The following is a 12,708-nucleotide window of genomic DNA, read 5'->3' on the forward strand; positions in this document are numbered from 1 at the left end:
TGGGTGCCAGAATTAACGCTGACACCCAATTTGACCTCTTAATGCAGGCAGCACTGCTTAAATTTCTTACCACTGCCGCACGGACAAGGATCGTTACGACCCGGTTTCTCTTCTGCTTTGATCGGTTGCTGAACAGCTTTTTCCTGCGGATGCGCCATCCAGTATGCATGTAAATCAAGCGCCGCCAGTCGAATGGCATCTACGCTCTCTTCAAACGCTTCTGGCGACATCTTCTCTACCCGCTCGAAGTTTTCCTCAGTACCGTGCAGCGCAATCGCCTCCAGCGCCGGTTTTAACGAATCGGGCAACGTTGACCAGTCAGAAAGTGCCACGCCCCGCATATAGCCAAAGCACCACTCCTCAACAATCGTCAGCTCGCTGCCATCGACTTCTCGCAAGCCGAATAACGGCTCAAACTGCTCCGGGAATTCGTTCAGACGCTCTGCGGTATCGGCCATATGCTGAAAAGCCAGGTTCATAAAGCGCGTCATCTCTTTCTCTGACGCCCAGCGTGGCACATAGTCAGCCCCACCCCATACGGCAACCAGCCACTGTGCCGGTTCAATCTCTTGCGGAGAACTCAACACCGCCGTCAATAAACCGTCCAGCTCCGCCACATCAAGAATGGCGTGGTCAGTGTTGTATTTGGTCAGAATATCGTCCAGCCATTCCAACTCACTTTCGTTTAACGGTCCCGTTTTCATACGCTTTTCCTTGTGGATCTCAACTCGCCAACACCTATCTTACATGTCGGTCCGTATCAGAGATACTTTTTGAGTGGCTTTGCCGGTGATTAAAAATTAAGGAGGGTGTAACGACAAGTTGCAGGCACAAAAAAACCACCCGAAGGTGGTTTCACGACACTGCTTATTGCTTTGATTTTATTCTTATCTTTCCCATGGTACCCGGAGCGGGACTTGAACCCGCACAGCGCGAACGCCGAGGGATTTTAAATCCCTTGTGTCTACCGATTCCACCATCCGGGCTCGGGAAGAAAGTGGAGGCGCGTTCCGGAGTCGAACCGGACTAGACGGATTTGCAATCCGCTACATAACCGCTTTGTTAACGCGCCAAATTCTTCAGGCCTTTCAGCCGGACATCCGCTGACGCCGATGTCTTTTAAACTGGAGCGGGAAACGAGACTCGAACTCGCGACCCCGACCTTGGCAAGGTCGTGCTCTACCAACTGAGCTATTCCCGCATTCATCAAGCAATCAGTTAATCACTTGATTTTATTATCGTCTGGCAATCAGTGCCGCCGTTCGATGCGTTGCATTCTACTTACCTGGCGCGATGAGTCAACGATATTTTTCACCACTTTTGATCGTTTGCTGAAAATTGCGCCGAAACGATCACTGATCAAGCAAATCTGCACGCGCAGCGCTCAAATATTGCAACATTGACCACAGAGTCAGTACCGCAGCCACAAAGAAAAGTGCAATACCGGCGTACTCAACCCAAATGTTCGGACGCCACAGCAGCCAGGCCAGCGCTACCATCTGGGCAGTGGTTTTCACTTTCCCAATCCAGGAGACAGCCACGCTACTGCGTTTACCCAACTCTGCCATCCATTCGCGTAGCGCAGAAATAATAATTTCACGGGCGATCATCGTTGCCGCCGGTAATGTCACCCACCAGCTGTGATAATGCTCGGTTACCAGCACCATGGCGATAGCCACGAGAACTTTATCTGCTACAGGGTCAAGGAAAGCACCAAACCGGGTACTCTGGTTCCAGCGGCGTGCCAGAAAACCATCGAACCAGTCAGTCACCGCCGCGACGCAGAAAATGAGCGCGGCGGCAAACGGCGACCAGGTGACAGGCAGATAAAAGACCAATACAAAGAATGGGATAAGGATGACACGGAACAGTGTAAGCAACGTAGGGATATTAAATTGCATAATGACGGGTAACTATCTGTTGTCAGTAAGATTACCCCTATGTTGCTACAGAGACATCAATGTTTCAACGACCAGAAGATCTTTTCTGCGAGACCTTGCGAAATACCCGGCACTTTTGCAATTTCCTCAACGCTGGCGTTACGTAAACCTTGCAAACCGCCCATATATTTCAACAACATTTGCCGACGTTTTGGCCCAACGCCTTCGATGGTTTCAAGGGAACTGGTATTTTTAACCTTCGCCCGTTTTTTGCGGTGCCCGCCAATCGCGTGATCGTGTGATTCATCGCGAATATGCTGGATAACATGCAGCGCGGGAGAATCTGGCGGCAAACTGAATCCCTCACCTTCCGGCTCAAAGAACAGCGTTTCCAGCCCAGCCTTCCTATCTGCTCCTTTGGCAACGCCAAGTAGCAGCGGATGATTTTTATCCCATGAGACATCCAGTTCGGCGAAGACATTTTTCGCCTGCGCAAGCTGGCCTTTGCCGCCGTCGATAAGGATCACATCCGGGATCTTACTGTCGTCGATGGCTTTACCATAACGCCGACGCAGCACCTGATTCATCGCCGCATAATCATCGCCCGGCGTAATGCCAGTAATGTTATAGCGCCGATACTCCGCACGCAGCGGGCCGTTAGCATCAAATACCACACAGGAGGCGACGGTTTGTTCACCCATGGTATGGCTGATGTCAAAGCACTCCATCCGCTTCACTTCCAGCAATTTCAACACGCTGGCAAGCGCGGTCAGTCGCTGGTGAACGGTAGATTGCTGCGAAAGTTTGCTGGTTAAGGCCGTCGCCGCATTGGTGCGCGCGAGTTTCAGATAACGCGCCCGATCGCCGCGAGGTTTGGTTTGAACATTAATCTTGCGTCCCGCCAGTTCTGAAAGGGAATCGGCGAGCAGCGTTTTATCGCTAAGATTAAAATCGAGCAGGATCTCACCCGGTAAGGTGCGCATCTGGCTGCCTTGTAAATAGAACTGACCTACGAAGGTTTCCACCACCTCGCTCAGTTCCGTACCGCCCGGCACTTTCGGGAAATAGCTGCGGCTGCCGAGCACTTTACCCTGACGAATGAACAATACGTGGACACAAGCCATGCCCGCATCGAACGCCACACCAATAACGTCAAGGTCGTCGCCAGTATTGGACACAAACTGTTTTTCGGTGACGCGTCGCACCGCCTGAATTTGGTCGCGAATACGTGCCGCTTCTTCAAACTCCAGATTCTGGCTGGCAGTTTCCATACGGCTAATGAGTTGCGTAAGCACCTGATCATCTTTGCCAGACAAAAACAGGCGCACATACTCGACCTGCTGAGCGTATTCTTCTTCACTCACCAGTCCTTCAACGCACGGCCCCAGACAGCGCCCTATCTGATATTGCAGACACGGACGCGAGCGATTGCGATAAACACTATTTTCGCACTGGCGAATGGGGAATATCTTTTGCAGTAACGCCAGTGTTTCACGTACGGCATAGCCATTCGGGAACGGGCCGAAATATTCACCTTTGGCATGCTTCGCACCACGATGCATCGCCAGACGCGGGTGGGTATCGCCACTCAGGAAGATAAAAGGATAAGATTTATCATCGCGTAGCAAAACGTTGTAACGCGGCTGATAGAGTTTGATGTAGTTGTGTTCCAGCAACAGCGCTTCGGTTTCTGTATGAGTAACCGTTACATCAATTTGCTGGATCTGGGCGACCAGCGCTTCGGTTTTGCGCGAAGCGAGGTTGCTACGGAAATAGCTGGAAAGCCGTTTTTTCAGGTCTTTCGCTTTGCCGACATAGATAACCGTACCACCAGCATCGTACATGCGATAAACGCCTGGCTGGCTGGTTACGGTTTTTAAAAACGCTTTTGCGTCAAACTGATCACTCACTGACTTGATAATGTCTCCGCATTACACAGACCATGGCGAATTGCCAGGTGAGTCAGCTCAACATCGCCATGAATGTTTAGTTTACTGAACATACGATAGCGGTAGCTGTTCACCGTTTTCGGACTGAGATTGAGCTGTTCTGAGATCTCATTGACCTTCTGGCCCTTGGTGATCATCAGCATAATCTGCAATTCACGTTCAGACAAACTGGCAAATGGGCTTTCTGTTTTTTCTGGTTCGATCTGGCTTAACGCCATTTGTTGAGCGATGTCAGAAGCAATGTAACGCTGCCCTGAATAGACAGAACGAATCGCACTCACGACTTCCTGCGGAGCCGCGCCTTTGCTGAGGTAGCCCGCAGCACCGGCCTGCATGACTTTCGCTGGTAAAGGGTTTTCTGTATGGACGGTAAGCATGATGATTTTGACATCAGCTGTGGAACGCGCGATTTTACGCGTCGCCTCAAGACCGCCAATGCCCGGCATACTCATGTCCATTAGCACCACGTCAACGGCATTTGTCCGGCACCACTTAACGGCGTCTTCACCGCACGATGCCTCACCGACGACTTTTATACCCTTTATATCTTCCAGAATGCGTCGTATCCCTGCGCGCACCAGTTCGTGGTCATCAACAAGTAGAACGTTGATCAAAGGAATATCTCCAGAAATAGGGATAACGCTACTGATAGTTAGTCATTCGTATATTAGCGGTTTTTATTGCAACTTTGAAACGTTAAAAATGGTGGGTATTCGATTTTTCTCTCGTTTTTGTCAATTCGATTGTCCACAGTTATGGTCACGCCCGTCACCAACGGCTTACCGGATCGTTTCACAGTAAGCCCTGCGACGAAATGTGACAAAAATTACCTTTATTCAGCAAAAATGAAAATCAGCCCGCTGAATATGTAACATTAATTAACCCGAACAATACGGGCAAAAAACATTCATGATAAAAATATTTATTGGTCATTATATTAACGCATTTAATAGCACCGTTGACGATACGCTCAAAAAACAACCACTGCTATTTTTAGCAAAGCTTATGGTATACTCCGCCGCCTTAACATTTTTCACCGCAAATTTTCATTGCAACATGACGAGGAAAATAAATGAGTACGCCTGATTTTTCTACTGCCGAGAATAATCAAGAACTGGCAAATGAAGTCTCCTGCCTGAAAGCGATGCTGACGCTGATGCTGCAGGCGATGGGACAAGCTGACGCGGGCCGCGTGATGTTAAAGATAGAAAAACAGCTTGCGCTGATCGAAGACGAAACCCAGGCTGCAGTATTTTCCAAAACGGTTAAGCAAATTAAACAAGCCTACCGTCAGTAATATAAAACCGGCTGATAGCGTGCCTTTCAGCCGGTTTTTGCATCTGGCACGCAGGACAGAAAAGAGATCAAATTAAGCCAGTAGCGGCCGCGTAACAGGCAACCTGGGTCTTATTCGGTGCATTGATTTTTTTCTGCATGTTTTTCTGATGGAAATTGACCGTATTCTCAGAGATTGACAAAATCATCGCTATCTCTGCTGATGTCTTCCCTTCCGCCGTCCATTTCAAAATTTCTTTTTCGCGCTTGCTGAAATTCATCTCTGGCGTCATCACTATTTCATCATTTAAACGCATCAGAGCCATCAGACTTTCGCGCACCAGTAACTGCATTTTTAATTGCAGTTCATCACTAAGAATGGGTATTTCGCGCGCGCTGCTACGGGAAAAGGACAAAAAGCCCAGCGCCCGGTTTGGCAGCATTAAATACTGAGTGACACCGCGGCGTAAACCATGTGCGCGCGCGGCTTCCCATAACGGCTGTGCTTCGCTGAATAAGTCATCATTCCACATTAAATGGCCCTGACTAAAGTTTTCAGGGTTCAGCACCGGATCAATTGCGAGAAAGTTTTTTGCCTGATAATAACTAACCCACGCCTCAGGGTAATTGGTGTAGAAAGCCACTTTAGGTCGCGTGAATGGTACCGGGTGGCGAACACATAACGAATAGTAATCGTACTCTAGCTGCTGAGCCTGAAGCTCTATTTCATGGTAGACCTCTTCTGCGGCCTCCATCCTCTGAAAACGCAACAGCATCGTGCGACGCCAGCTGAAAAAATCCGTATCCTGCATAGTAAACCGCAACGCCCCTGAGAGTGAGTATCATTTATAATGATAATTCAAACTATCACATAAATAAGATTTATATATAATTTATATTATTCAGGCAATGAATTACTTTTGCAAGCCATCGCATTCTCTTATGTTATTAATGAGTTATGCTGATTTGTTAGGCTGTTTTATCACGCTTGAAATGGCGTCCCGCCCCGACAGGTGAATCGTCGGGGCTGATTTTTTCTTATTATTGCAGCAGAAACTTCTCGAGGAACTGGCGGGTGCGAGGCTGCTGGGGATCGGCAAATAACGCTTTTGCTGCCCCCTGCTCGACTATCCGCCCCTGGTCCATAAAAATCGCCCGGTCCGCAACATCCCGGGCAAAGCTCATTTCGTGCGTCACAATCACCATCGTGCGCTTTTCCTGCGCCAGCTGACGGATGGTGTTCAGGACTTCGCCCACCAGCTCTGGATCCAGCGCCGACGTTGGCTCGTCAAACAAAATCACCTCAGGACGCATTGCCAGCGCACGTGCAATCGCAACACGTTGCTGTTGACCGCCAGACAAACGACGTGGATAGCTGGTTTCTTTACCGGCCAGCCCAACTTTCGCCAACAGCTCGCGAGCGCGCGCCGTGGCCTCTTCTTTCGGTTCGCCTTTGACGATCACCGGCCCTTCAATAATGTTTTCCAGCACCGTACGATGCGGAAACAAATTAAAGTTCTGGAAGACAAACCCGACGTGCTGACGCAACTGGCGAATCAGCGATTTTTGCTGACTTAATGAACGTGCAGTATCAATAGTGATATCGCCAACGGTGATCGTTCCCGCTTCGGGTTGTTCCAGCAGATTTATGCTGCGTAGCAACGTGGTTTTGCCGGAACCACTCGGACCGATAATTGCCACCACTTCGCCAGGCTTTACCTCAAGGTCGATACCGTGCAGCACCGTCTGACCGTGAAATTTTTTCACCAAGTTCTTAACTTCAATGGCACTCATTTTGGTTCTCTCTCCTGGCGATTAAGTTGATTCTCAAAATGGTTCTGCAACGTCGATAATACTGTCGCCATGATCCAGTAGATGAGCGAAGCCGCCAGGTACATGGTGAACACCTCCAGCGTGCGCGAGGTAATCAACTGCGCCTGACGGAACAGCTCCGGCACCTGGATTGTCGCGGCCAGCGACGTATCCTTTACCAGGCTGATAAAGCTGTTCGACAGCGGCGGCAACGCCACCCGCGCCGCCTGTGGCAAAATCGCGCGACGCATAGTCTGCCATGGCGTCATACCAATACTGGCAGCTGCTTCCCACTGACCTTTATCAATAGAAGAAATGGCGGCGCGCAGTGTTTCGGCGGCATAGGCGGCAGTGTTCAGCGACAGACCAATCATTGCTGACGGAATGGGATCTAATTCGATACCAAACTGCGGCAGGCCGTAATAGATCATAAACAGTTGTGCGATGAGCGGTGTACCACGAAAAATAGAGATATAAAAACGCGCCAGCCAGCGCACGGGCCAGATTGGCGACAGGCGCATCAGCGCGAGAATAAACCCGAGCAGTAAGCCAAAAAACATGCCGCCGATACTGAGTTGCAGCGTATACCCAGCCCCTTTCAGCAGGAACGGCAAGGAATCAATAACCAGTTGTATACTTTCTTGCATGAGCGTTCCCGGAGCTAAACGTGGGGATGATAGGCGAACAGCGCAGGCGCACCGCCGGTATGAATAAACAGAATCGGCCCTTCATCTTTGAAGCGTTTCTGACTGATACCGTCAATCAGCCCCGCCATCGCTTTTCCGGTATACACAGGATCAAGCAGAATGCCTTCCAGCCGCGCCAGCAATTTCACTGCTTCCATGCCTTCGTCGTTCGGCACGCCGTAGCCAGGTGCAAAATAGTCATCCCAGAGTATAATTTCCGCTGATGCGGTCAGCTCCAGTTCTTTCGCAATCGCCTGTTGTAGGTTAACCACTTTCGGCAACTGATCGGCAACGGAACGCGACACGGTCACGCCAATCAGTTCGCTTTCAGGCATCAGGTGTTCCAGCCCAACAGCCAGTCCGGCGTGAGTTCCGGCACTGCCCGATGCGACTACCACCGACGAAATATTAACCGCCCCTTCACACTGTTGCGCGATTTCCAGCGCACTCTCCACATAACCTAGCGCGCCAAGAGCATTAGAACCGCCAACCGGAATGACATACGGGCGAAAGCCTTGTGCTTCGACTCGCGTCGCCAGCTCTTCCAGTTGGGCATTGGGATCGGTCAGTGCTTCGCACATTTCAATCTGGGTATTGAACAGATCCAGCAACAAGCGATTGCCGTTGGTTAAATAGTTTTCTGCGGTTGTGCCAATAGGATTTTCCAGCAGCGCCACACAGTGCAGACCGAGTTTCGCCGCAACTGCGGCAGTCTGCCGCACATGGTTAGACTGGATCGCCCCGGCAGTAATCAGCGTATCGGCACCTTCGCGCAGAGCATCTGCTGCGAGAAATTCCAGCTTACGTAATTTATTGCCGCCCATTGCCATGGGGGTGACGTCATCCCGTTTGATGAAAATTTCCCGTCCAAGATAATCAGAAAAGCGCGGCAGATATTCGAGCGGTGTTGGCGCGCCGATAAACTCCAACCGTGGAAAACGGGTTAAATTATGCAGTGGCATAACAGCCTCCGATGTGTGTTGTTGTGATTTTCTTATTATGCACGCTGAAAACGCGTAAATAAAAAAGGCGCTGGTGAAAGCGCCCTTTTTTGTCATTATGCTGATTATTTGGTCACATCAGCACCAAACCATTTTTCGGAAAGGGCTTGCAGAGTGCCATCTTTTTGCATTTCCGCAATTGCATCGTTCACTGCTTTCAGCAGGTCTTCATTTCCTTTACGCAGCGCCACGCCAGACTCCTGACGGGAGAATGCTTCACCGGTTACTGCCAGCGTATCGTTGGTTTTCTTCACCAGATCCAGCGCCGCCAGACGGTCAACGAGGATCGCATCGATACGGCCTACGCGCAGATCCTGATATTTGGTCGGGTCATCATCATAGGTACGCACATCGACGCCCTGAACATTCTGCCGCAGCCACTCTTCATAGTTGGTGCCCAGACCGACACCCACTTTTTTGCCTTTCAGATCAGCAGCCGTTTTAATGGTGCCTTCGTTACCTTTTTTCACCAGCGCCTGAATACCAGAAATGGTGTACGGGGTAGAGAAATCGTATTTTTTCTTGCGCTCATCAGAAATGGTGACCTGATTAATCACCACATCAATGCGTTTAGAGTCCAGCGACGCCAGCATACCGTCCCATTTGGTCGGTTTTAGTGACGCCTCAACGCCAAGATGTTTTGCCAGCTGTTGGGCAAATTCCACTTCAAAACCGGTTAATTTGCCGTCACCCCCCTGAAAACTGAACGGCGGATAAGTGCCTTCCAGCCCTACCAGCAGCGTGCCGCGCTCTTTAACTTTATTAAGCAGACCTTCATCTGCAAAACTTTTAACGCTCATGCCCGCAACCAGCGCTACGGCCATCACACTCATCAATGCCTGACGTCCCAGATGTGCTAATTTCATATTTACCCCGAATGTTGTTATGTCTGTTTGCAGTGTAGAGCCATTGTTTGTAAACACAAAAACAACTCCGCTACATCTTATTCTTATTTAATATATATCAGAAGCAGGCAGGCTGGAGGATTTCTGCACAAGTCCGGTACACGTTTGACGCTGATAGTGTTGATACTTCCGTAATGCGATGCGGTAATTGTTGGTGCTGGTGGTGGGCAGCCACGGGGCGAGGATTTCATCAAGGAAACCGTCCTGCAGCGGATCGAGGGAAATATTTTGCTCGTGTAGATGATTCCCCAAACGGCGCAAACGAACGACATATTCACGCACCGTACCTGGGCTCATTTCAGTTTGCTCAAAAAGAAATTGCTTAAAGCCGATAATATCGAAAAAATCACTCTGCGTTTTGCAATGTAAATCACCGCAAAATCGGCACAATGCCGCCCATGATTTTTGTTCCGTTTGCCAGCCATTTTCATCAAGCAGCGCGTCCAGGCGGGAAATCTCGATTTTATTCACTATTTTGCCGTCGCGAACTAAGGTAATGCGATCGAGTAATTTACGGCAATGCGCGCAATGAGTCTGGCTGTGTTTAAAGTCTTTAAGATAGCGGCTTAATGGCCGTCTTTTCAGGTGCTGCACCATCATTAAGAACTCCTGGTAGTCAAAATTAAAGTGCGGCATTTACTGACGTTATAACTTACCCAGTTTAGTGCGTAACCGTTTAATGGCCTGGCTGTGTAACTGACTGACCCGCGATTCCCCGACCTCCAGCACCGCACCAATCTCTTTGAGATTCAGCTCTTCCTGATAATAGAGGGTTAATACCAGTTTTTCGCGCTCCGGCAACGTTTCGATGGCTTCCATCACCCGCTGGCGCAGATTACTGTCCAGCAGTTGTTGTAGCGGGTTTTCTCGCTGATGATCATCAGTAACCAGTTCGATGCTATCGCCGTGCTCTTCGCGCCACTCATCGTAGGAGAAGAGCTGGCTGTTATTGGTGTCGAGCAACATTTGGCGATAATCGGCAATATCGATCCCTAAACGTTCCGCAACCTCAGTTTCCGTGGCGTTGCGGCCAAGTTCCTGCTCCAGTTGCCCTATTGCCTGTGCCACTTCACGCGCGTTGCGTCGCACGCTGCGCGGCACCCAGTCACGGCTGCGAAGTTCATCCAGCATAGCGCCACGTATACGCTGCACTGCGTAAGTTGTAAATGCCGTTCCTTGTAGGGCGTCATAGCGTTCGACGGCATTAAGTAACCCAATGCCGCCCGCCTGTAGCAGATCGTCAAGTTCCACGCTCGCGGGCAGTCGAACCTGCAGGCGCAATGCTTCGTGACGCACCAGCGGGACATAACGCTGCCACAGCGAGTGTTTATCCATTACACCTTCAGCGGTATAGAGTGAATTCACGATAAACAGCCCTGCGTTATATGAGTTATCGGCATGATTATCCGTTTCTGCAGGGTTTTTAATCGGACGATTAGTGGGTGAAATGAGGGGTTATTTGGGGGTTACCGGTAAATTGCGGACAGAAAAAACCCCGCCGTTGGCGGGGTTTGAGCGATAAGTGTAAATTAACGCAGCAGAGACAGTACGTTCTGCGTGGTCTGGTTAGCCTGCGCCAGAACAGAGGTACCCGCTTGTTGCAGGATCTGCGCACGAGACATGTTAGACACTTCGGTCGCGTAGTCAGCATCTTCGATACGGCTACGGGCAGAAGACAGGTTGTTTACGGTGTTGCCAAGGTTGGTGATAGCAGAGTCGAAACGGTTTTGTACTGCACCGAGGTCAGAACGCAGATTGTCAACTTTAGCCAATGCCTTGTCGATGGTTTCGAGCGGGTTGGTAGTAGATTGCAACGATTTTGCTGCATCTTCTTTTACCAGAATCGGGCTACCACCTTCTGATTTGCTCAGATACATAGTTTTGCCAAGCCCAGTTACTGTCTTACCATCAGCGCTAACTTCATAATCAGCGCCATTTACAACTAAAGAACTACCCACTTTTTTAGCGTTATTTAAGTCCAGATCCGATGCTGTAGCGGCTTTGTTTTCAACCTTAGTTGTAGTGAACTGACCTGCACTATTTTTGTAAACAGGATCAGACGTTTTTAATGTTGCGTCCTTCCCTGTCGCATCAATAGTAAAGGTTACATCTTTGCCATCAATATTAGCGATTAGAGTGCCGTTACCACTGCCATCAAATGCACCAGTGCCTTTGTTGGTGAAAGTAATACCTTGGTATTTAATTGAGGCATCTTTAGCTAAAGAAACTGCGGCTTTTGCAAGCCCAGTCGCATCAATACCTGTACCACCGACTTTTGTATCACTCTTAGTAGTCAGAGAACCATCGGTAGCGCTAACAAAAATTGCGTCACCATCCTCATTTTGAACTGCTCCACTATCTACATTAACAGTATAGTTATCAGTACCGTTAATTTGATAATTATCAGTACCTGTCGCTTTAAATTTAGAAATCAGGTCACTGCCAGTTGCTTTCTGCGCGCCATCGATATTAAAGCCGTCCAGGCCGAGAGTTTTCGCATCAATTTTTGCCAGATTGATAGTGATGGTTTCCCCATCATTAGCACCAACCTGAATTTTCATTTCATTATTTTCGGCAAGGACTTTCACGCCGTTAAACTGAGTTTGCTCAGATACACGGTCAATTTCTTCCAGACGTTGAGTAATTTCTGCCTGAATAGAAGAAAGATCGCTGTCAGAGTTAGTACCGTTAGTTGCCTGAACAGTCAGTTCACGTACACGCTGCAGGTTGTTGTTAATTTCATTCAGCGCACCTTCAGTAGTCTGCGCAACAGAAATACCATCATTCGCGTTACGGGAAGCCTGAGTCAGACCTTTAATATTTGCCGTAAAACGGTTAGCAATCGCCTGACCTGCTGCGTCATCTTTAGCACTGTTAATACGCAGGCCAGAAGAGAGACGCTCAATAGCAGAGCTAAGAGAAGACTGAGATTTGTTCAGGTTATTCTGGGTCAACAGCGACAGGCTGTTTGTATTAATGACTTGTGCCATGATCTTTTCCTTATCAATTACAACTTGATGTTATTGGGCTGTTGCCCACGGTTTCTCACCGTACCCCTTGTATCGGCACCTGAATTTCGAACTTTAGAAAATTTTAGTTTCTCTCCTGTTTTTTCTTAACGGCTGAAATATCCGTAATATACAACTCTACTCTGCGCATCATCTTCGTGAATCAACTATTAAACTTTGCGCACAAATTGC

General features: G+C 49.2%; 15 protein-coding genes and 3 tRNA genes. 3 read left to right on the top strand and 15 right to left on the bottom strand.

The window, feature by feature from the left end; translation table 11 throughout:
- Positions 1-38 precede the first annotated feature (38 nt).
- The 7 genes from yecA to uvrY form a co-directional block, all read right to left on the bottom strand.
- Positions 39-704 carry a UPF0149 family protein YecA gene (gene yecA, locus BEB54_RS03910; RefSeq protein WP_000847882.1) on the bottom strand — a complete coding sequence of 222 codons (666 nt, stop codon included), beginning with the start codon at positions 702-704 and terminating at the stop codon, positions 39-41.
- Between the two features lie 195 nt (positions 705-899).
- A tRNA-Leu gene (locus tag BEB54_RS03915) sits at positions 900-986 on the bottom strand.
- Positions 987-998: 12 nt separating this feature from the next.
- Positions 999-1,072 (bottom strand) — tRNA-Cys (locus BEB54_RS03920).
- 53 nt (positions 1,073-1,125) lie between these two features.
- Positions 1,126-1,201 (bottom strand) — tRNA-Gly (locus tag BEB54_RS03925).
- Positions 1,202-1,352: 151 nt separating this feature from the next.
- The gene (gene pgsA / locus BEB54_RS03930; RefSeq protein ID WP_001160187.1) at positions 1,353-1,901 is read right to left on the bottom strand and encodes a CDP-diacylglycerol--glycerol-3-phosphate 3-phosphatidyltransferase; all 549 of its coding nucleotides are present in this window, start codon (positions 1,899-1,901) and stop codon (positions 1,353-1,355) included.
- A 56-nt stretch (positions 1,902-1,957) separates the two neighbouring features.
- The gene (gene uvrC, locus BEB54_RS03935; protein WP_097409633.1) at positions 1,958-3,790 is read right to left on the bottom strand and encodes an excinuclease ABC subunit UvrC; all 1,833 of its coding nucleotides are present in this window, start codon (positions 3,788-3,790) and stop codon (positions 1,958-1,960) included.
- Complete coding sequence (gene uvrY / locus BEB54_RS03940) at positions 3,787-4,443, bottom strand: UvrY/SirA/GacA family response regulator transcription factor (protein ID WP_000611335.1); 657 nt, start codon at positions 4,441-4,443, stop codon at positions 3,787-3,789. Before uvrY ends, uvrC begins: the two co-directional genes overlap by 4 nt.
- Positions 4,444-4,584: 141 nt before the next feature.
- Here uvrY and BEB54_RS29780 point away from each other — a divergent pair, with 141 nt between their 5' ends.
- From BEB54_RS29780 to yecF, 3 genes are read left to right on the top strand one after another with little or no spacing between them, the layout of a single operon-like run.
- The gene (locus tag BEB54_RS29780) at positions 4,585-4,701 is read left to right on the top strand and encodes a hypothetical protein (RefSeq protein WP_001302039.1); all 117 of its coding nucleotides are present in this window, start codon (positions 4,585-4,587) and stop codon (positions 4,699-4,701) included.
- A gap of 37 nt (positions 4,702-4,738) precedes the next feature.
- On the top strand, positions 4,739-4,915 hold the full coding sequence (gene yecU / locus BEB54_RS28505; RefSeq protein WP_000590344.1) for a protein YecU: 177 nt from the start codon (positions 4,739-4,741) through the stop codon (positions 4,913-4,915).
- On the top strand, positions 4,902-5,126 hold the full coding sequence (yecF, locus tag BEB54_RS03950) for a DUF2594 family protein YecF (protein ID WP_105282134.1): 225 nt from the start codon (positions 4,902-4,904) through the stop codon (positions 5,124-5,126). Before yecU ends, yecF begins: the two co-directional genes overlap by 14 nt.
- A 67-nt stretch (positions 5,127-5,193) precedes the next feature.
- Here yecF and sdiA read toward each other — a convergent pair whose 3' ends face one another.
- The 8 genes from sdiA to BEB54_RS03990 form a co-directional block, all read right to left on the bottom strand.
- Positions 5,194-5,916 (bottom strand): transcriptional regulator SdiA, encoded by a 723-nt coding sequence (gene sdiA / locus BEB54_RS03955; protein WP_001154273.1) that lies wholly within the window; start codon positions 5,914-5,916, stop codon positions 5,194-5,196.
- A gap of 229 nt (positions 5,917-6,145) precedes the next feature.
- Positions 6,146-6,898: an L-cystine ABC transporter ATP-binding protein TcyN gene (tcyN, locus tag BEB54_RS03960; protein WP_001272994.1), complete on the bottom strand. Its 753-nt coding sequence runs from the start codon at positions 6,896-6,898 to the stop codon at positions 6,146-6,148.
- Positions 6,895-7,563, bottom strand: a complete 669-nt coding sequence (tcyL, locus tag BEB54_RS03965; RefSeq protein WP_001158220.1) for a cystine ABC transporter permease — start codon at positions 7,561-7,563, stop codon at positions 6,895-6,897. Before tcyL ends, tcyN begins: the two co-directional genes overlap by 4 nt.
- 14 nt (positions 7,564-7,577) lie before the next feature.
- Positions 7,578-8,564 carry a D-cysteine desulfhydrase gene (gene dcyD, locus BEB54_RS03970; protein WP_001128238.1) on the bottom strand — a complete coding sequence of 329 codons (987 nt, stop codon included), beginning with the start codon at positions 8,562-8,564 and terminating at the stop codon, positions 7,578-7,580.
- Positions 8,565-8,668: 104 nt separating this feature from the next.
- Positions 8,669-9,469 (bottom strand): cystine ABC transporter substrate-binding protein, encoded by an 801-nt coding sequence (gene tcyJ / locus BEB54_RS03975; RefSeq protein WP_105282135.1) that lies wholly within the window; start codon positions 9,467-9,469, stop codon positions 8,669-8,671.
- A gap of 87 nt (positions 9,470-9,556) precedes the next feature.
- Positions 9,557-10,108: a flagella biosynthesis regulatory protein FliZ gene (fliZ, locus tag BEB54_RS03980; protein WP_001317902.1), complete on the bottom strand. Its 552-nt coding sequence runs from the start codon at positions 10,106-10,108 to the stop codon at positions 9,557-9,559.
- A 45-nt stretch (positions 10,109-10,153) separates the two neighbouring features.
- Positions 10,154-10,873 carry an RNA polymerase sigma factor FliA gene (gene fliA / locus BEB54_RS03985; protein WP_001087467.1) on the bottom strand — a complete coding sequence of 240 codons (720 nt, stop codon included), beginning with the start codon at positions 10,871-10,873 and terminating at the stop codon, positions 10,154-10,156.
- A 164-nt stretch (positions 10,874-11,037) separates the two neighbouring features.
- A complete protein-coding gene (locus tag BEB54_RS03990; protein WP_021552331.1) occupies positions 11,038-12,498 on the bottom strand; it encodes a flagellin N-terminal helical domain-containing protein in 1,461 nt (486 codons plus the stop codon).
- Positions 12,499-12,708: the final 210 nt, after the last annotated feature.

This window comes from Escherichia sp. MOD1-EC6021, from assembly GCF_002965245.1.
In the GTDB taxonomy this organism is placed as follows: domain Bacteria; phylum Pseudomonadota; class Gammaproteobacteria; order Enterobacterales; family Enterobacteriaceae; genus Escherichia; species Escherichia coli_F.

What these genes read in the sequence shown, in the direction of transcription:
- tcyN (WP_001272994.1), bottom strand. Translation starts at nt 6,898, where the DNA reads ATGAGTGCCATTGAAGTTAAGAACTTGGTGAAAAAATTTCACGGTCAG.
- yecU (WP_000590344.1), top strand. Translation starts at nt 4,739, where the DNA reads ATGATAAAAATATTTATTGGTCATTATATTAACGCATTTAATAGCACC.
- pgsA (WP_001160187.1), bottom strand. Translation starts at nt 1,901, where the DNA reads ATGCAATTTAATATCCCTACGTTGCTTACACTGTTCCGTGTCATCCTT.
- yecF (WP_105282134.1), top strand. Translation starts at nt 4,902, where the DNA reads ATGAGTACGCCTGATTTTTCTACTGCCGAGAATAATCAAGAACTGGCA.
- tcyJ (WP_105282135.1), bottom strand. Translation starts at nt 9,469, where the DNA reads ATGAAATTAGCACATCTGGGACGTCAGGCATTGATGAGTGTGATGGCC.
- sdiA (WP_001154273.1), bottom strand. Translation starts at nt 5,916, where the DNA reads ATGCAGGATACGGATTTTTTCAGCTGGCGTCGCACGATGCTGTTGCGT.
- BEB54_RS03990 (WP_021552331.1), bottom strand. Translation starts at nt 12,498, where the DNA reads ATGGCACAAGTCATTAATACAAACAGCCTGTCGCTGTTGACCCAGAAT.
- BEB54_RS29780 (WP_001302039.1), top strand. Translation starts at nt 4,585, where the DNA reads ATGGTCACGCCCGTCACCAACGGCTTACCGGATCGTTTCACAGTAAGC.
- dcyD (WP_001128238.1), bottom strand. Translation starts at nt 8,564, where the DNA reads ATGCCACTGCATAATTTAACCCGTTTTCCACGGTTGGAGTTTATCGGC.
- yecA (WP_000847882.1), bottom strand. Translation starts at nt 704, where the DNA reads ATGAAAACGGGACCGTTAAACGAAAGTGAGTTGGAATGGCTGGACGAT.
- tcyL (WP_001158220.1), bottom strand. Translation starts at nt 7,563, where the DNA reads ATGCAAGAAAGTATACAACTGGTTATTGATTCCTTGCCGTTCCTGCTG.
- fliZ (WP_001317902.1), bottom strand. Translation starts at nt 10,108, where the DNA reads ATGATGGTGCAGCACCTGAAAAGACGGCCATTAAGCCGCTATCTTAAA.